This is a genomic window from Clostridioides sp. ES-S-0010-02 (assembly GCA_020641055.1).
GTDB lineage: Bacteria > Bacillota > Clostridia > Peptostreptococcales > Peptostreptococcaceae > Clostridioides.
On sequence record CP067345.1, the window covers coordinates 1,235,800 to 1,256,195 of the forward strand.

At 28.9% G+C, this 20,396-nt stretch carries 14 protein-coding genes, 1 pseudogene and 1 riboswitch; of the genes and pseudogenes, 11 read left to right on the plus strand and 4 right to left on the minus strand.

Translation table 11 applies throughout. The annotated features are described in order from the left end of the window. The first annotated feature begins 198 nt into the window (after window positions 1-198). Window positions 199-1,008, plus strand: a complete 810-nt coding sequence (locus JJC01_05865; protein UDN60132.1) for a DUF3800 domain-containing protein — start codon at window positions 199-201, stop codon at window positions 1,006-1,008. Window positions 1,009-1,218: 210 nt separating this feature from the next. Here JJC01_05865 and JJC01_05870 read toward each other — a convergent pair whose 3' ends face one another. Continuing rightward, entirely contained in the window at window positions 1,219-2,100 is an 882-nt protein-coding gene (locus JJC01_05870) for a LysR family transcriptional regulator (protein ID UDN59381.1), read from the minus strand. A 413-nt stretch (window positions 2,101-2,513) separates the two neighbouring features. Here JJC01_05870 and JJC01_05875 point away from each other — a divergent pair, with 413 nt between their 5' ends. The 7 genes from JJC01_05875 to JJC01_05905 all read left to right on the plus strand — a co-directional run bounded on the left by JJC01_05875 (window position 2,514) and on the right by JJC01_05905 (window position 10,872). Further along, window positions 2,514-3,362, plus strand: coding sequence for a sugar phosphate isomerase/epimerase (locus JJC01_05875; protein UDN59382.1), 849 nt, complete (start codon window positions 2,514-2,516; stop codon window positions 3,360-3,362). Window positions 3,363-3,444: 82 nt separating this feature from the next. Next, entirely contained in the window at window positions 3,445-5,367 is a 1,923-nt protein-coding gene (locus JJC01_05880; GenBank protein UDN59383.1) for an FAD-dependent oxidoreductase, read from the plus strand. A gap of 83 nt (window positions 5,368-5,450) precedes the next feature. Continuing rightward, a complete protein-coding gene (aroE, locus tag JJC01_05885) occupies window positions 5,451-6,314 on the plus strand; it encodes a shikimate dehydrogenase (protein UDN59384.1) in 864 nt (287 codons plus the stop codon). 220 nt (window positions 6,315-6,534) lie between these two features. Then, window positions 6,535-7,752 (plus strand): MFS transporter, encoded by a 1,218-nt coding sequence (locus JJC01_05890; protein ID UDN59385.1) that lies wholly within the window; start codon window positions 6,535-6,537, stop codon window positions 7,750-7,752. 63 nt (window positions 7,753-7,815) lie between these two features. Then, window positions 7,816-8,598, plus strand: a complete 783-nt coding sequence (locus tag JJC01_05895) for a chorismate mutase (GenBank protein ID UDN59386.1) — start codon at window positions 7,816-7,818, stop codon at window positions 8,596-8,598. A 171-nt stretch (window positions 8,599-8,769) separates the two neighbouring features. Then, window positions 8,770-10,635: an HIRAN domain-containing protein gene (locus tag JJC01_05900; protein ID UDN59387.1), complete on the plus strand. Its 1,866-nt coding sequence runs from the start codon at window positions 8,770-8,772 to the stop codon at window positions 10,633-10,635. Between the two features lie 69 nt (window positions 10,636-10,704). After that, window positions 10,705-10,872, plus strand: coding sequence for a hypothetical protein (locus JJC01_05905; protein ID UDN59388.1), 168 nt, complete (start codon window positions 10,705-10,707; stop codon window positions 10,870-10,872). Between the two features lie 367 nt (window positions 10,873-11,239). Here the strand turns inward: JJC01_05905 and JJC01_05910 are convergent, their stop codons facing one another. After that, entirely contained in the window at window positions 11,240-12,604 is a 1,365-nt protein-coding gene (locus JJC01_05910; protein ID UDN59389.1) for an amidohydrolase, read from the minus strand. A 155-nt stretch (window positions 12,605-12,759) separates the two neighbouring features. Further along, the gene (locus tag JJC01_05915; protein ID UDN59390.1) at window positions 12,760-14,103 is read right to left on the minus strand and encodes an NCS2 family permease; all 1,344 of its coding nucleotides are present in this window, start codon (window positions 14,101-14,103) and stop codon (window positions 12,760-12,762) included. Between the two features lie 71 nt (window positions 14,104-14,174). Then, a riboswitch (purine riboswitch) is annotated at window positions 14,175-14,276 on the minus strand. Between the two features lie 333 nt (window positions 14,277-14,609). On the opposite strand from JJC01_05915, the gene JJC01_05920 reads away from it, so the two are divergent. The 3 genes from JJC01_05920 (at window position 14,610) to JJC01_05930 (ending at window position 18,065) form a co-directional block, all read left to right on the plus strand. Beyond that, window positions 14,610-15,263: a pentapeptide repeat-containing protein gene (locus tag JJC01_05920; protein UDN59391.1), complete on the plus strand. Its 654-nt coding sequence runs from the start codon at window positions 14,610-14,612 to the stop codon at window positions 15,261-15,263. Between the two features lie 140 nt (window positions 15,264-15,403). Next, window positions 15,404-16,669 (plus strand): branched-chain amino acid transport system II carrier protein, encoded by a 1,266-nt coding sequence (gene brnQ, locus JJC01_05925; GenBank protein ID UDN60133.1) that lies wholly within the window; start codon window positions 15,404-15,406, stop codon window positions 16,667-16,669. Window positions 16,670-16,877: 208 nt separating this feature from the next. Continuing rightward, window positions 16,878-18,065, plus strand: coding sequence for a DUF3798 domain-containing protein (locus JJC01_05930; GenBank protein ID UDN59392.1), 1,188 nt, complete (start codon window positions 16,878-16,880; stop codon window positions 18,063-18,065). Between the two features lie 151 nt (window positions 18,066-18,216). Here the strand turns inward: JJC01_05930 and JJC01_05935 are convergent. After that, window positions 18,217-20,239: pseudogene (locus tag JJC01_05935) on the minus strand (sigma 54-interacting transcriptional regulator). Between the last annotated feature and the right edge of the window lie 157 nt (window positions 20,240-20,396).

Sequence of the window (20,396 nt, forward strand, 5' to 3'; positions counted from 1 at the left end):
ATAATGTATAAAATGAAATTGAGATGTAAAATTCAACAGCCTAAAGCTTTGATTGTTTATATCTCAATTTTTTTATTACAAAATTAAGTTTAAGTTATCTAAAAATCTTGGAATATTTTCAAAACTCATATAAAATAAATATAGGTGATATCATCATATGTTAAGAGGGTGAGTGAAATTATAAAGAAGAAGTATATAATGTTTATTGATGAAAGTGGGAGAGCTGATATAAATCATGAGGACCCATTTACATTAACAGGAGTAATTTTTGAATATAAATACGCAGTGAGTCAAGGTGATTATGTCTGTTGTTTAAGGAAAGAGATGGATGCATTTAAAGATTATTGCTTTGGAACTAGTAATATAGGAATACACTTGACTGATATATCCAGAAAGTCAAGAGCATTTGAAAGGTTTGATGATTCACAAATTAAGTTATTTTATGATGAATTACCTTTATTTCTATCTAAACTAGAGTGCACCATAATATCAGTAACAGTAGATAAGGCTAGATTAAAAAAATACTATGCACCTTCAAAGGAACCTTATGTTGTAGCTTTTATACATGTGCTTCAAAATTTCTATTCATTTGTAAATAATGAAAATGTAGAGTCTGCAAGAATCGTTATTGAATCAAGAGATGATGTTTCAAATTTAAAAGTACAAAAGGCATTTTTTGATGTTTTTAATAATGGAACAATATATTTAGATATAGATGAAGAGTTAAGAGACAAGGTAAAAGGTTTTATAATTGCCAAAAAGGAAGATGTAGATTACAAAGAAGGTTTAGAAATAGCTGATATTCTATGTAATCCTCTTAGTAGAGCTAGAAGAGGATTAATAGAAGCAAATCCAAAATGTGTGCAATATGGAGAAAAAAATAAAATATTTAAATCTGTAAGAAGTAAAATATACACTCCAACTAGTTTAAATGACATAAGAAATTGGGGTTTTAAAGAAGTTCCAATTGTAGAGCCTGTCGGACCATGGCTTGAAAAAATGAGATAGATAGATTGACAAATTTTTAGAAAATTGATATAATATAAATAACTTAGTTATTCAGGAATTGAAATACAGTTGCTGTTATATAACGCTTATTACTGAGACTCGGATGCCGACTGTCAGTTAAGAATCTATACTTTTAGAAGTATAGATTTTTTTATTTTGGAAGAAACCCTAAAAAAGAGACTATTTAAAAATAACCTCTTTTATTAATACTTATAATTGAGCATTTTTAATGACAAAGTTTTTGAAATTTTTAATTGCAGGAGGCAAATATCTATCCTTTATAACTGCTAAGTAAAAATTTCTTTCCCAACTTGGGTAAACAATTTGAATTACTTTTACTTTTGTAAACTTAAGCATAGGCATATTTGGTACTACAGCTATACCGAAATTTTTTGCAACTAATCCAGCAACTACCTGGTCTTCTTCTACCTCATGAACTATGTTAGGTTGTTGATTTATTTTTTTAAACATGTCATCAATTATATATCTAAGTCCACTTCTTTGATTAAATACTATTTGAGGATAAGGTATTGTCTCTTTTAAATCTATAGTATCTTTTGTAGCCAGTGGGTGGCTATATGGTACAATTAATACTAAATCTTGTTTGGATACAGGTATAAATTCAATTCCCTTCTCTTTTTCAAGTTTTGAGCAAAAAGCAATATCGTATTTTCTTTCCTTAAGACCTTGGATAATATCAGTAGTTACACCTGTATGAAATTTAAAGTCAATTGATTTATCAGGATTAGATTTTAAGAATCTATGAACCATATCAGGTATAAAGTCTGTACCAAGTGTTCTAAGGAAAGCTAAGTCAATTTGACCTTCACCAGTACCCGTTATCTTTAGTGACTTTACACTTGAGTCTAAGATTTCTAATGATTTTTCCACGTCTCTTAAAAATATTTTACCATATTTAGTTAAAACTATATTTCTACCTTCCTTTTCAAATAGAGACACTCCAAGTTCACTTTCTAACAAAGAAATAGCATGACTCAAACTTGGTTGTGTTATAGATAAATTTTCTGCTGCTTTTGTATAGTGCTCTAAATGTGCCAATGTAACAAAATAGCGTAAGTGATATAAGTTCAATTTTTGTTCATCCTTTCATGAGTATCGTATTTTTTATTTGTATGTATTTAAAGAAGTTGACCTTAAAGAAGTTTTTCACATTTTTATTATATATGATTACAGCGTAATAATAAAAGCTTTTAAAGAAATTTATCGTTTTTTGTCTTAAATTTTAGATAGATAGAGTTAAGGTATATATTAATAAATTATATTATCAATAAAATCTATAAACAAAATCTATGAATTGATAGGAAATTATCAATTTGTTATTAATAAAGTCTCATGATACAATGAATTTATAAAATCTAGATAAAGATAAATCAAAAAAATATTTTTATTTTTAAAGTAAAATAATGCTACTAGTAGAATAAATAAAAAAATAAAATCAAAAAAAAGATTAATTATAAAGAAATTAAAGGGGGCATATTTAAATTATGAATAATCAAAAAAATATTAACATTCCAATTACTATTAGTTCTTATACATTAGGCACAGAAGTTTCATTCCGTGATAGAGTGCGTATTGCAAAAGAAGCTGGATTTGATGGCATCGGATTACGTGCTGAAAATTATGTGGATGCAAAAAACGCTGGAGTTACAGACGAAGAAATGCTTTCAATTCTTGATGAATATAATATGAAAGTTACAGAAGTAGAATATATAACTCAATGGGGGACTAAAGAGGATAGAACAGAAGCTCAACAAGAAAAAGAACAAAATGTTTATCATATGGCTCGTTTATTTAATGTTAAACATATAAACTGTGGTCTATTAGAAATGGTACCAGAAGAACAAATTATAACTGCATTAGGAGAATTATGTGATAGAGCAGGAGAACTTATTATAGGACTTGAGTTTATGCCATACAGCGGTGTGCCAGATTTAGCTACTGCTTGGCGTGTTGTAAAAGGATGTAACCGTGAAAATGCAATGCTTATATTAGATACATGGCACTGGGCTAGAGCAAAACAAACAGTAGATGACCTTGCACCTGTTCCAGCAGAAAAGATAGTATCAATTCAAGTTTGTGATGTTTTAGAGACACCTTATGAAAAACTTAGAGATGAATCACTACATGACCGTGTAGCTCCAGGTGAAGGATATGGAAATACAGAAGAATTTGTAAAAATAATCAAAGAACATAATATATCACCAGAAGTTATAGGTGTTGAAGTAATATCTGATTCTTTAGTAGCTAAAGGATTATCAACTACAGCTGAGACTGTATTTAAGGCAACTAAAAAAGTATTAGATAAAGCATGGCCAGAAGTATCTCCAAAATAAAAATAGACTTATTCGATATTAAAGTATATAAAGCATAAAAATATAAGAAAAAAATATAAAACTTGAAAGGAAGGAAAACCTTATGAAGATTAGTTCTATGTTTACACCTATAAAAATTGGTTCAATGACAGTTCCAAACCGTTTTGTAGTTCCTCCTATGGGAAATAATTTCGCAAACACAGATGGTACTTTAAGTGAAACTTCTAAGGCTTATTATCTTGAACGTGCCTTAGGTGGTTTTGGATTAATAACTATAGAATCTAGTGTTGTGGATAAGAAAGCTAAAGGAGGACCTCGTAAACCTTGTTTGTATGATGATAGCACAATAGATAGTTTTAAAAATGTAATAGATGCCTGTCATAATGCAGGTTCAAAAGTATCTATACAATTACAACATGCTGGTTCTGAGGGAAATGAAAAAATTGCAGGGTATCCTTTAAAAGCTGCTTCTGCAATACCTGCGTCAAATGGACGTAATACACCATTAGCAATAACAACTGAAGAAATATATGAACTTATAGAATCTTATGGAGATGCTGCGTTACGTGCAAAAAAAGCTGGTGTAGATGCTGTTGAAGTTCACTGTGCTCATGGATATTTAGTTAGTAGCTTTATATCACCAAGGACAAATAAACGTGTAGATGAATTTGGTGGATGTTTTGAAAATAGAATGAGATTACCTCGCCTTATAATTGAAAATATACGTAAAAAGGTAGGTAATTCTATAGCAATACTATGTCGTATAAATAGTACAGATGATATTTTAGGTGGAATTGATGTACATGATAGTTCAGTAATCGCAGCTTATTTAGAAGATTGTGGAGTAGATGGACTTCATGTTTCACGTAGTATACATATACATGATGAATATATGTGGGCTCCTACAGTTCTTCATGCTGGATTTAGTGCAGATTTAGTTACAGAAATAAAGAAATCTGTTAGTATACCAGTAATAACTGTTGGTCGCTATACAGAGCCACAATTTGCTGAATTAATGGTTCGTCAAGGTAGATGTGATTTAGTAGCATTTGGTAGACAAAGTTTAGCTGACCCAAGTATGCCTAACAAAGCTAAAAATGGGAAGTTAGATGAAATGATACCATGTATTGCGTGTCTACAAGGTTGTGTGCCAAATATGTTCCAAGGTAAGCCTATAGCTTGTCTTGCAAATCCGATATTAGGTCATGAATCTGAACTTAAACCAGCTGAAACTACAAAAGAAGTTCTTGTTGTTGGTGGTGGTGTTGGAGGTATGCTTGCAGCATGGGTATGTGCTGAGAGAGGGCATAAGGTAACTCTAGTTGAAAAATCTGAAATGCTTGGTGGTCAAATGCGTTTAGCTGCATATCCTCCAGGTAAAGGAGATATTACTAATTTAGTTCGTAGTTATATTTCAAAGTGCAATCAATATGGTGTAAAAATATACACTAATACAGAAGTTACAGTAGAGTTTATAAAAGAAAAATCACCTGATGCAGTTATTGTAGCTACTGGTGCAACTCCACTTGTACTTCCTATACCAGGAATTAATGAATCAGGATTAATACATGCAGTGGATCTTCTTGATGGAAAAGAATCTTGTGGAAAGAAAGTTCTTGTTGTTGGTGGTGGAATGGTTGGTTGTGAAGTGGCAGCCTTCCTTGGTGAACAAGAACATGATGTTACTGTTATTGAATTAAGAGAACAAGTTGGTGCAGATGTAATTTCTGAACATCGTAAATTCCTTATGGATGATTTTGAAAGTTACAATATACATACTGTTACTGGTGCTAAAGTTGCTAAATTCTATAACGATGGAGTTGACTATTCACTTGCAGATGGAACAGAAGATAATTTAAAAGGCTTCGATTCAGTAGTACTTGCTATGGGTTCTCGTAATTATGACCCATTAAGCGAAGAAGTAAAGAAATTTGTGAATGAAACTTATGTTGTTGGGGATGCAGTAAAGGCTCGTAGAGCATTGGATGCAACAAAAGAAGCTTTTGAAGTAGCATTAAATATATAGTTGAAATTAAATAGATGTTTCTTTGCAAATAATTAAATAGATTATTTGCAAAGAAATTGATGATATTGGGAGGATATAAAATTATGGAAATTTCAGGAAGAACAGGGTTATTCGCATTAATAGGTACACCAGTGGGGCATTCTAAATCACCACTAATGTATAATTATAGTTTTGAAAAATTAGATTTAGATTATAGATACTTAGCTTTTGATATTACTGTGGACAAGGTAAAAGATGCACTTTCAGCTATAAAAACGTTCAACATAAAAGGAGCAAATGTAACAATGCCATGTAAAACTGCTGTTACAGAATATATGGATGAACTTTCTCCAGCTGCTCGTATAATTGGAGCATGTAATACAATTGTAAATGAAAATGGAAAGTTAATTGGACATATAACAGATGGTGTTGGTTATGTTCGTAATTTAAAAGAAAATGGAGTTGAAGTAAAGGGTAAAAAACTTACGATTATGGGTGCTGGTGGTGCGGCAACTGCTATACAAGTACAATGTGCATTAGATGGAGCAAGAGAAATATCTATTTTCAATGCTAAGGATGATTTTTATAAAAGAGCGGAACAAACAATTGAAAATATAAAGAAAGAAGTACCAGAATGTATTGTTAATTTATATGATTTAGCAGATACAGAAAAACTTTATGAAGAAGTATCATCAAGTGATATTTTGACAAATGCAACGCTTATTGGGATGAAACCTCATGATAATGAAACTAATATAAAAGATGTTAGTGTATTAAGAAAAGAGTTAGTTGTAACAGATGTTGTTTATAATCCAAATAAAACAAAAATGATTGAGGATGCTGAAGCTAATGGTTGTAAAGCTATTGGTGGATTAGGAATGTTATTATATCAAGGAGCTGAGGCTTTTAATCTATACACTGGATTGGAAATGCCTGTAGAAGAAATTAAAGAATTATACTTTAAATAGACGAAAAAATAATACTTTAATAATATAGAATATATATGTATCTCAATGTTTTGATATTACTTTACAAAATATTTTGATATTACTTTATAAGTTGTCATAGTGGGTTTTGTATCGGTGGTATAGTTAAATGTAAAAGTTTAGCTATTCTTTAAACCCATTATGGGAATACGTTTATTGTATATAAAAATGTTAAGAAATTAACAAGAATGGGAGAATAACTATGAATAATAAAAAATACTATCCTACTGCCATAGCGTTGTATTTTTCATATTTTTTACTTGGTATTGGAATTTCAATTTTAGGACAATATAAACCAGAATTTGCATCTATGTGGGGAGCTAAGACACTATCAGATGGAACTCTTGATGTGAGTATTGTTTTAGCAGTTATTGCTGCATTAGGGTTAGGTAGACTTATATCATATCCATTTGCAGGCCCTATTTCAGATAAATATGGAAGAAAGGTAAGTGGACTTATAGGTAATTTTCTACATGCAATTTTCTTTATTGGAATTGTATTTTCACCAAATTTTTACATAGCGTATATATTTGCAGTAATTGGAGGTGCAGCAAACTCATTTTTAGATACTTGTGTAACACCTTCTTGTATGGAGATATTTGCTAGTCTAGGAACAATAGCAAATATGTTTACTAAATTCACAATAGCTTTAGCGCAATTTTTACTTCCTTTTATAATTGGATTTGTTGCAGCAAATTCAATATCATTTAAAGTTATTTTTATAGTAACAGCTGTTCTTATTATTGTAGATGCAATTTTAATAGCTATATTGCCATTTCCTCCAGCTAACAATGTTATTGATAATAATGGAAAGACTGTTAAGTCAGAGAAAATGAAGTTTACACCAACAAGTATAGCTCTTGTTTGTATTGGATTTACATGTACATCTACATTTGTACTATGGCTAAATTGTAATCAAGAATTAGGTAAATTATATGGTATGGCTGACCCTACAAAAATTCAATCTTTTTATTCAATGGGAGTAATCTGTGCAGTATTAATAACTTCTGTGCTTATAAAAAAATATGTTAAGCCAATAAGAATACTTGTTATCTATCCTGTAATAGCTTCAATTATGTTATTAATTGTGTATTTTGTTCAGTCTCCAACTATTTGTATGGTAGGAGGATTTGTAATAGGTTATTCAGCAGCAGGTGGTGTGCTTCAATTGACTACATCGACAGCAAATGAAATGTTTCCAACTAATAAAGGAAAAATAACATCTATAGTTATGATTGCATCTAGTATAGCTAACTATGTTATTTTAAATATAGCTGGATTTATTACAAAATCTGGTGGAGTAAATGGGCCAAAATATGTTGTACTATTCAATGTAGCTATAACATTTGTTGGAATTTTACTTGCATTGTTTGTAAACATGAGATATGAAAAAGAAAAAGTACATGATTGTAATATGTAACATTAGTATAATATAATTGTAAGTATTTTTAATTTTAACATGTCTGAAAGAAGAGGTGTGACAATGGAAAATATAGAAAAAATAAGAGAAAAAATAGACTTATATGATGATGAGCTGATTGATTTACTTGAGAAAAGAATGGAATGTATAAAAGGTATTATTGATATTAAAAAGGAAAAAGGTCTTCCCATTTTACAGCCAGACTATGAAAATAAAAAAGAAGTAGCATTAATTGAGAAGCTAAAAGGTCATAAGTTTGAAGATGAAATTATAGATATTTTCAGATATGTAGTAAAAAATAGTAAGAAAATACAGGCTAAAAATTTATTCTCTTACAATATAATGCTTGTTGGATTTATGGGGGTCGGAAAAAGCACTGTATCATCATACTTGAGTCATTTATTAGAAATGGAGCAAGTAGAAACAGATGCATATATAGTTGAGCATCAAGGGATGAGTATTTCTGAAATATTTGAAAAACGAGGAGAAGAATATTTTAGAAATCTTGAAAGCCAAGCATTAATAAATTTACAACAAAGAGAAGGACTAGTTGTTTCCTGTGGGGGAGGAATCGTACTTAGAGATAAAAATGTAGAATATATGAAAAAAAGTGGAAGAGTTGTTTTATTAACAGCAAGTCCAGAAACTATTCTTCAACGTGTTAAACATAGTGATGAAAGACCAATACTTAATAATAATATGAATGTTGAATTTATATCTGATTTGATGAAAAGACGAGAAGAGAAATATATGGCATCAGCAGATATTATTGTAAATACAGATAATAAAACAATAAAAGAAATTTGTGAAGAGCTGGTCGTAAAGTTAACGGAACTTGATAAATAAATTCTAATTTAACAAAACCATTGTTAAGCGATGAAACTTTAATATTTGTACAATTAGTATTACTGGAAATTTTAATTTCTAGTAATATTTTTTTATGTGTAAAAATGTAAATTCATTAAAATAAGTAGTATAATCAATATAAATTATAATAATGTAAAGGAGGATAATTTAGTGGGTAGTATTTTTAAGCAACTACAAAAGATTAAGGATTATGATGGATATAAAGAATCATTTGAAATGAATTATTTATGTATATACGAAAAGATACCTTTAAGAGAACAAGTAGAACTTGCAAATAATTTGGTAGAGAATATTTTAAATATTTATAGAAGTGAATCTAATAAAATTGACCTGTTAGAAGAGTATAGTCATAAGTCTCTAATTTGTTATTTTGAAATTTTTATGAAAAAGATAAACACTCTAATAAAAGAGCGAATAATTGATGAAAAGTGGTTATATCAGCTAACAGAGGATTTAATATATACAAGTGAAAAAGATGAGTATGTAAAACTTGGGCTTGTTTTAAGTGAAAATTATTTAGATGTAGATAATATAAGAGAAATAGTGGATACATTTTCTAAATCTGGAGAATACATATTTTACTTAAGTAATACTATTAGAAAACTTGAGTTTTACAATACATATTTGTTTAATCTATCTAGAATATCTACAGGCTCAATAAAAGTATTTGCCATTGTCAATATGGAAAATCTAGATTCTGAAATAACCTCTTATTTAATTGAAGAAGGATATAAAGATAAAAAATATGAAGGATTACTAATGAACTATATTATTTCTACAGTAGATTTAAGCGAATATCTTGAAAGACGAGATTTAGATAAAGATAAGGTAAACAACTTAGCATATCTTATATGCAATTATTTGTTAAGTGTAGAATTTAAATATATAGGGAATAAAGTGGAATTAGTGAATCAATTTCTTCCAATTGTAGCAAGCTATGGGACTAACTTTGATAGTCTGTATTCTATTTTTTTAATAGCAGTAGGTGTTTTAGAGGATGACAAAGTAAGTTGTGATAAAGTTGAATTTAAGAAAGAAATGAATAATGTTTTACTTAGTGAAAAGTGGAAAAGTATATTCTTTAAAGCATTAAATGAAGCTGATGGAAAGACAGAAGATATGATAAAAATGTCAGAAATCTATGATGTACGTTTATCTTTTGATGATTTATTACCATATTTAAATAAAGATATTCGAGATTTTGAGGTATATTGGCATATATCTAAAAAGGGAAGTGCAAGCTGTAAGTTGAAGTTATTAGATTTTTTTGAAAAAACATTTAAAACAGAAGAGTTAATTGGAAAAATGGAAGATATAGAAAAAAATAAATTAACACAAGAATATTATGATGATATGTTATTTTTCATTGTCCTTAAAGGTAGTAAATCACTGTACCCTAAAGGAAAAAATTTATCTTTAAAAGGACTTTTTGGAAACATAAATGAAGTACGTAAGGAATCTATAAATATTTTGAAGAGGTATAGAGAGAGACTTTCTCTTAAAGAAATGCAAATAGTTAAAGAAGCTTATGAAAAAGAAAAAAATATCAAATTAAAAGATGAGTTAAGACGATTGTTATATGAAAGTAATAATTTAAAAAAAGAATTTGTAAATACTAAAAAGCTGAAGGTAAATGAGCATGGTAAAGACATTTATTTGATTTCAGTAGCTGTTGCTGGCTCAAGGTTTAGAAATAGAGAATATTTAGAAAAGGAATTGGAGAAGAGTAAGATATACTATCTAAAAAGAGAGAAAGATAATTTATATGATGAAAATGCTATTAAAATAGTTGGAGAAACTGGGTATGTAATAGGTTATGTTCCAAGAAAAGATAATTATATTTTGAGTAATTTATTAGATGGAGGAAAACTTTTGTATTGTAGAGTAACTGAATACAATTTAGATGAAGATTATATTTACATAAACGTATATTTAAGTTATAAAGACGTGATTGAAACTGTTGAAAATTCACTTAAAATGGTATTAGATAGAAGTAAGGTAAAAGTTATAAACTAAATAATATTATGAATTATATGAAATTTAAACTGTAATCAATCTTCACTTGATGATGGGTTATATAAAATTTTGAAAGTACAATGGATAGAATCTATGTCACAATGTACAATCTTAGATGAGGGCGAATTTAGTGGTTATGTAGGCTTTGACGAGTGTAATGGAAATAGATTTTGGACAAAAGAGGAAATAGAATCCTTGACATTTATACCAGAAATATATAAAAGCAGTTATGGATAATTTGAATTAATGGACTTATGTGATAAACAAGAATACATATGAGCTTTTATTTATAAATCAAAACATATTGAGTATAGCTCCAAACACAGAGATAAATCAATTGTGTTATAAGGTATTTTAGAATAGAGATAAACCATGTGAAGTTTGTCCAATGAATGAACAAAAAAGTGCGTGCCTAATGTGTTGTAATGATATAACTAAGTATAAAAAAATGAATCTAAATCTGAACCTAACTGTTAGTGATGTATTTATAATATAATAGCTATTTTTATTTTAATAAAATATAGCATAAAAAAACCAATTGTTTTGTAAGTAGACTATACAAGTTTACTTGAACCTGTATCTCTACAAAACAATTGGTTTTATTTTATTTTATAATTTTAAATTTAGAAGGAATTTTAACTTCTGATTTTTCTTTTATTTTAGAAGCTTGTTTTTTAACTTTTTCCAATAACTCAGATTCGTTTACAACTAATACCTTTCTTTCTTTCATAAGCCACTTTCCATCACAAATTGTAGAATCTACATTTTCGCTAGTCATAGAATACACTATGTTTCCAATTGGATTATGCATTGGTAAGCAATGAATTGTATCTGGATTAAGAATAATCATATCTGCTTTTTTGCCAACTTCAAGACTGCCAATTTCTTTTTCAAGTAAAGCACATTTTGCTCCATTTATAGTAGCCATTTCTAATATTTGTTCAGCTGGAATAACTGTTGGATTTAAAGTTCTTCCTTTATGTATTAATGAAGTTAAATACATATCTCTCATTAAATCCATTCTATTATTTGAAGGAGCCCCATCAGTACCAATTGAGACTGGAATTCCTTTTTCTAGCATTTCAGGAATTGATGCAAAACCTAGTACTACTTTCATAGCTGCACCAGGGTTATGAGAAACTTTTACATCATGTAATCTGAATAAATCAATTTCTTTATGCGTAAGCCAAACTGTATGAGCAGCTAAAAGGTTTGGCCCCAAAACACCTAACTTATCAAGATATTCAACTGTTCCAACTCCAGTATTTTGTTTTACAAATGAAATTTCATCAGCTATTTCAGCTACATGCATATGTATACCTGTGTTGTATTTGTCAGCTAATTGTTTAGTTCTAACAAGTAAATCCTCAGTTGTATTAAAAATAGTTCTTAAAGCAAACCATATTTTAATTCTTTCATTAGATGTATTATTAAACTTATGGTATAAATCTAATTGAGTGTTGATTTCTTCATCAGTAGTTTTTTGCCATGCTTCAGGAAGACCATCTCCTGTATCCATAACTGATTTAGCTAGACATGCTCTAATTCCAGTTTTATCAACAGCTTCAACCATAGCATCGACATATTGACCACCAGACTCTAAAAATGTAGTGACACCAGATTTTATTAGTTCTACACAACATGCAGTAGATGAGATTAAAGAATCTTCGTAATTAAAGCTACTTTCATATGGCCAGATTCTTTCTCTAAGCCATGTTAAAAGAACAACATCATCAGAAAGACCACGACCTAATTGTTGAGATAAGTGAACGTGTGTATTGACTAATCCTGGCATTAATATTTTTCCATTAGCATCGTATATTTCAGCATCTTTATCTACAATATTATTATCAAATTTCCCAACTTTTTTTATAATATTGTCTTCAATAAGTATACTTCCATTCTCATATACTTCTCTATCTGTATTCATAGTGATTAGATATGCATTTTTTATAAGTAATTGTGACATAAATATCATCCCTTTTCTATGTATTTTTCTATCTATATATTATGATAATAAATTTTATATATAAAGTTAATAGCAAAATCAATTTAGATATAAAATTGATTTTGCTATTTTTAAATTAAAAATAAATAAGCTTTTAATATATCAAAATTAAAATACTAACTTAGTACTAAGTTTACAACTGCAAGTATCCCTATAACCCAAAGTGTTATACTAACCTTATCAGTTTCTTTAGCTACAACATGCATTATTATATATGAAATAAATCCAAAACACAAACCAATACTTATACTATAAGTTAGAGGCATCAATAAAACTGTAACAAAAGCAGGGACTGCTATTTTACTATCAGCAAAATCGATTTGTTTTATACTTTCAAACATAAATACACCAACCATGACAAGTGCAGGTGCTGCAGCATAAGTAGGAACTATACCAAGTAATGGTGTAAATATAAGTGTAGCTAAGAATAATGCCGCGGTTACTACAGAAGCAAGTCCAGTTCTTGCACCTGCTGCTATACCAGAAGCCGATTCTCCAAATGTTGTAACTGTACTAGTTCCTAAAAACGAACCTATTAAAGTAGAAGAAACATCTGCATATAACATTTTTCCAAGGTCCTTTATTTCTCCATTTTCATCTTCAAGACCCATCTGTTTGCAACAAGTGATAAGAAATGCTAACGAATCAAACATGTCTATAAACATGAAAGAGAATATAGGTCCAATTAATGAGAATTTTAACGCTCCTATAATATCTAATTTAAAAGCAATTGGTGCTATACTTGGTGGTGTTGAGATTATTGCTGTTGGTAATTCTACAAATCCACATATAATAGATATTACTGTTGCGACTACTATACTTATTAATATTCCACCTTTAATTTTTTTGTATTCTAATATTGCCATTAAGATAAGTGCAAAAAGAGCTATTAAAACTGTTGGTGTAAAATCTGCAAGTGAAACTATTGTATCTGGGTTTGCAATTATAACACCCATGTTTTTTAAACCAACAAAAGCAAGGAAAAGACCTATACCTGCTGAAGATGCTACTGCTAATTCTCGAGGAATTGCATCAGCAATTGTCTTTCGTAGACCTGTTACTGCGAGTGTGAAGAATACACATCCAGATAAGAATACAACTCCAAGACCTGTTTGCCATGGAATTCCTGCTCCTATAACCAATGAATATGTGAAGAATGCATTTAGACCCATACCAGGTGCTAGTGCAAATGGTGCATTTCCTAAAATTGCAAATATCAGTGTACCAATGGCTGTAGCTAATATAGTAACTGTTATAAGTGCTGCTTTATCCATGCCAGCTTCAGATAATATTGCTGGATTTACGAAAACTATGTATGCCATTGTTAAGAATGTAGTAACCCCACCTATTACTTCTGTCTTAAGGTTAGAGCCACGTTCGCTGAATTTAAACATCTTGTCTAAAAAGCTTAATGATGAATTATTTCCATCTGGTTGTACATTATTAGTGTTTGGTACCATTTTTACCTCCAAAAAACTTTAAAATATAAACAAAAAAATATATATTCATATAGATAGAATAGAATATATATTAAAGTTAACATTCTATTCATAGAAAACTCATTTAAGGTGAGTTTGTAGAGACTATTAGACCATATTACTAATATTATATGAACATTTTCTATTTGTTTTTCTGTTGTATTATATCGTAATATTGTATTATTTACAATAAATTTAAAGAAATTATTCGTTTTTTTTGTCGATTTTATAAAAAACCGAGGTCATTTTTTATAAAGAATAATTATTTCTAAAGATAAATGTTACAGAAGTATAATAAATGTTATACTTCTGTAACACTTATGCTATTAATGGAAATTCATTATAAATAAGTTTGTGATATAATTATAAATGTACTGAATACAAGAATATTTCGTAAAAACTTTTTAATATATTGAAAGTACATATAATAGCTTAATATAATAATAAAAACGAGTTTAAAAATAATATAATTTATAGTGGAGGAGAAAATGACTAAGATTATTAAAGTACAAAAGCCTAAATTTACAGGGGAATTAGAAAATGTTGAAAATATTGAAGTTATATTAGATGATATATTCAATGATGAAAAAATATTTAATAAAACTATAGAAAATGAGGTTATAAGTGATTTAGATATTACAGGAGCAAGTTTTGAATCTTGTATATTTAGAAATGTATCCTTTGAAAATTGTAATTTAAAAAAGATTGACTTACTTGATGTAGTATTTGAAAACTGTAATTTATCCAATACGTCTTTCTATGGAGGAAGTATATACAGAGTTGAATTTAAAGACAGCAAATTAATAGGAGTTAGATTGGATGATTGTATACTTAAAAACGTATTGTTTAAGGATGTTTTAGGTAGATATTCTAACTTCTCGTTTTCTAAGTTCAAGATAGTTTCTATTTTAGATTCAAATTTTGAAAGTTCTGTGTTTCAGGAAGTAAAAAATGAAAATTTAGTATTCGAGTATACAAATTTAAAAAAATCGAATTTTAATGGAACTAAACTTTCTGGAGTAGATTTTACCACTAATAATATTGAAGGTATTGAAGTAGGAATAAATGATATTAGGGGAGCTTGTTTTGATGTGTCGCAAGCAATTGATTTAACAAAACTGATGGGAATTATCATAAAATGAAAATTATATGCAAATATTAAATTGGGAAAACGTTAACAATATGAGAATTTTTACCAGATTGACATTTTTATGAAAATAAAGTAAGATTATCTTAATATTCAAAATATTTTCAAAGGGGGTAGTTTGGTGTGAGTAAGCAGATGAGAGATATTTTTATAGTTGGTTTTGCTTTGTTCTCTATGTTCTTTGGCGCAGGAAATCTTATGTTCCCTCCATTTTTAGGAATGGAATCCGGTAAAGACTGGTTAATTCCTCTTGTTGGCTTTGTTGTTGCAGATGCTGGTATAGCAATGCTTGTTATCATAGCAACAGCAAGATGTAAAGGAAGCATGGATGATGTACTTAGAAGAGCAGGTAAAGGATTAGCAAGAGTAATGAGTGTAGCTGCTCTAGCATGTTTAGCACTTCTTGTTATACCAAGAACTTGTGCAACAACATATGAAATGGGTATTATACCTATATTTGGAGACCATGGAACAGTAGCTAAAGCAGTATTTTCAGTAATATTCTTTGGTTTGACTTTAGCATTTACGATTAGGTCTTCTAAAGTTATAGACATAATAGGTAAATATTTAACTCCAGCGTTATTATTAGTATTATTTGTTCTAATTGTAAAAGGGATAATATCTCCAGCAGGACCTATGAGTCCAGAACATATGATAGATAAAAATCTATTTGGTGAAGGTATATCACAAGGTTATCAAACAATGGATGCTCTAGGTGCAGCGTCTATGGCTACTATAATGTTAATGTCTATAGTGGCTAAAGGATATACATCAGATAAAGACCAAATAGGTATGACTATTAAAGCTGGTTTTGTAGCCTGTGTATTCCTGGCATTAGTATATGGTGGTCTTACTTATCTAGGAGCAACAGCTTCAACTTTATATGATACTAGCATACCTCAAGCATCTTTATTGGTTGAGATAACTAGTATACTATTATATGGTCAAGTAGGAAAGATAATTTTAGGTGTAATTGTAGCACTTGCCTGTTTAACTACTTCTACAGGTCTAACAGCATCAATTTCAACTTATTTTGAAGGAATAAGTAAAGCAACTTATAAACAACTAGTTATCGGTATATGTGTGGCTAGTATGCTTATATCTAATTTAGGTGTTGATGCTATAATAGCTATATCAGTTCCAATTCTACAAACTATATATCCTGTTTTATTGGCAATAGTTATCATGGAATTAGCTGGTAAGCATATAAAAAATGATAATGCATTTAAGGGTGCAGCATATGTTACATTACTAGTTAGTGTATTATCAGCTGTAAATGGAATGACAGGAGCTGTTCCATTTATACAAAGTTTACCACTTGCAGGTTTGGGCTTTAACTGGGTAATACCAGCTATATTGGGTGGAATAGTTGGTAACTTCATAAAAAGCAAAAACAAATAGCATAATAATTTATAATTAATTTAATTTTATAATATATAATTTTTTTAGTACTATGGGTAGATTTAATCAAAATCTAATCTACCTATAGTACTTTTTAGATTGGATTATAATAGTTAGCATATAATTTTTTTATAATATAATTTTTCTTTGAAGTATGATAAAATTAGTAATAGTGATAAGAAAGTACAAATTTAGGAGGTTTTAACTAATGCTTAAAAAAATAACAGCACTTATGCTATCTATATGTTTAATTATTGGGATTACAGGGTGTAGTTTAGTTACAGGCAAAAATGATAAAGAGAAAATCATTGATGATTTCAAAGTTGCAGTAGTAACTCAGCCATTATCTGAAAATAAAGTACAATACAGTATAGTAGAAGATTTAGCAAAAGAGTATAAGGAAGCTAATGAAACTGATAAAGAAAAAGATGGTGAAGCTAGAGTTGAGCGAACTATAAAACATGTTGTGTTGCCAGAAAACTTTACTTCTAATATAGATAAGTCTATAAATGAAATAGTAAAATTGACTGATGATAAAGAAATTCAGGCGATTGTAGTATCAACGGACCAAGCAGGTCTTTTACCAGCATTACAAAAGGTAAAAGAAAAGCGTCCAGAAATAATAACTATCTCAGCTCCTATGGGAGAGGACAAAAACCAATTGAGTCAATATGTAGATGTAAATCTAGGAGTTGACACAGAGGAAAGAGGAAAGTTATTAGTTGAACGTTCAAAGGAACTGGGAGCAAAAGCTTTTATTCATTATGCATCTAAGGATGATTTGAAAGATGCCAATATCGCCAAAAGACTAGAAAAAATTAAAGAGACTTGTAGAAGTTTAGGAATGCAATTTGTACAAGTTGATACACCAAATGTAAATACAGAAGAAGATAAGGGCAAAATGAAGCAATTTTTAAATGAAGATATAGACAAACAGGTTAAGAAGTATGGAAAAGATATAAATGTATTTGGTGTAAATGAGTATATGGATGAAGTTATATTAACTAAAGCTTTAGAGTTAAAATATATAGTTGCAGAGCAAAGTAATCCATCACCAACAGATACATATCCTAGCGTTATGGGATTTAAAATAGCTAAAAAAGATGCTCAAAATTATGACAAGATAAATGATATGATAAGTGAAAAGGCTAAAGCTGCTGGCATGTCAAATAGACTTGGTGGATATCCCATGCCAATGGACGCTTTTATACCATCATTAGCGACTTATCTTGCGACTGAAATGGTACTTCAAGATTTAACACAGGAAGATGTATGTGACCCAGACTATTTAGAGGCGTTTGCAGAATTAAAATTTGGGATTGGTTCAGAGTTTATACCTTTAACAGATACACTTTATAATTATCAATCAGTAATATTAAATCAATTAATATATTAATATTAAAAGCTATGAAACTAATAATAAAAATTATTACTTCATAGCTTTTTTGCTGAAGGTATCTTTTATTATTTTATAATAAGTTATAGTAAAATAAAATTTATGATTATAAATATAAATTTTGAGGTGGTAAATTTGAATTAATATAAAACTAAAATATATTATTTTCTATAATTTTTATACCTTTTTCGGTGATAGAGCTACCTTTTCTTCCTTTACCAGGAGTTAAATATTCATTAGATGTCAAATATTCTAGCATATTTCTTACTTCATATTCTGTGACATTATGCTCCATAAATTTCATGAGTTTTGCTCTTCCCATTGGTTTTATATATAACGATTTTAGGATAGAAACACATATATTTTTATCATATTGATTTAAATCATGAAATATAGAGGTATTTCCTAACATATGATGATTATTTAATTTTGAAGATATATTTTGTGGCAAGTCATTTATCGTAAGTTGATTAGAACCCATATAAGCCATATATTCAATACAATTTCTCAATTCTCTGATATTGCCCATCCAAGTATAAGAATTTAAAGCTTTTAATAGATTTTTATCGAGTTTAATATTTTTATATGGAAGTTCTTTTAAAAACGATTCTAAAAGAAATGGTATATCTTCTAATCTATTTCTAAGAGGAGGCAACTCTAATGTGAACATACTTATCCTGTAAAACAAATCCATTCTAAATTTATTTTCTAAAATTAATTTTTCTAAGTTTTTGTTTGTAGCAGCTAGTATTCTTACATCAATTGGAATAATATTTGTACCACCAATTTTTCTAATTTCCTTTTCTTGTAAAACTCTTAAGAGTTTTACTTGTAAATCATGTGGCATATCTCCTATCTCATCTAAAAATATGGTTCCAGTATGAGCTAATTCAAATAATCCTTTCTTTCCACCCTTTTTTGCTCCAGTAAAAGAACCATCTTCATATCCAAACAGTTCACTTTCAAGCAATTCACTTGGAAGTGAAGCACAATTTATTGCTACAAAAGGTTTATTTTTTCTAGGAGAATGGTTGTGTATTGATTGAGTAAAAGCTTCTTTACCAGTACCTGTTTCACCAGTTATTAGTATAGGGTTATCTGTAAGAGCCATTTTTTTGCTTTTTTGATACAGTCTTTTATAACAGTGCTATTTCCAATTATATTATTGAACTTATACTTGGCTATATAACCTCTTTTAACAGAGTCACTTCTTATTTTTGTTCTAGTATTTCTATCTTGCTTACATCTTTTAATGTAATTAAGCAACCTTCTATATTTTTATAAAGATAAAATGGTTTTTTTGATAGTATAAATTTTTTGTCTATTTCATCCATGTATATAATCATATTATCTATGTTTAGATTTTGAGTGATTTTATCCAAAAAACTCTTTGGTAAATATTCCATTAAAGAAGGTGATTTTATGAGCTTTTCATCTAATTCCAACATGCTTAGTAAAGATTTATTTACAAATGTAACCTTGTTGAATGTATTGAAAAATATTAACCCATCTCCAATTTCGTCAATAGTCATATAGAGTATAGTTTTTAATTTAGATATATTATCTAATGATGTATTTAAAAAATCATGACTAAGTATTTCCTTAGATAGCTTGTATAGTTTTTCTATAAACTTCTCGTTTTTTAGCTTTAATACTACTAGTAACGACATATATGTATCTAATGAAATTTTTCTCCAACCTAAGTCAACGATATTTTTTATGTATTTTGGTATAAATCTAGTCTGACCTGGTGTTATAGCTGTATCTAAATCATATATTTCTTCACAGTTTGGGTATGTTGGTACAAAATCGATATGATTTATTCCTATTTTATATAAATAAGTAGCCATTTCAAACGCTGAAGTTTTATTGGTAGTCATAAGTAATGATTTTGTACCTGGAGGTAGTTTCATCATTTTCTCATATCCAAGCTTTGAAAGTGCCTTTGTTCCATGGATAATTTCAATGTCTTCCTTGAAATGCTTTATTAAAAAATTACTAGTTAAAGGTGATAGAGAAAGAACTACATCACCCTCTAAATTCTCTCTTATACCATCAAGTATGTTTTGAGTTTCTATACTTATTTCATCTCCAAAAAAGCTTATTAACTCTTCTTTGTAGTGGTCAGCATTTAATTTATCATATGTTATAAGGATTAATTTTTTTCTGTCCATTTTATTTCTCCTAACTAAGGTAATATTTAGTTTGCTTTTTTAAGAGCAGAACAAGTTATATTATACAACAAATAACATGATAAATTTATATATTTAGCTAAATAATAGGATTTTATAGGTTTTTATCCTATAAAATCCTATTTATAAAATTAGTTTG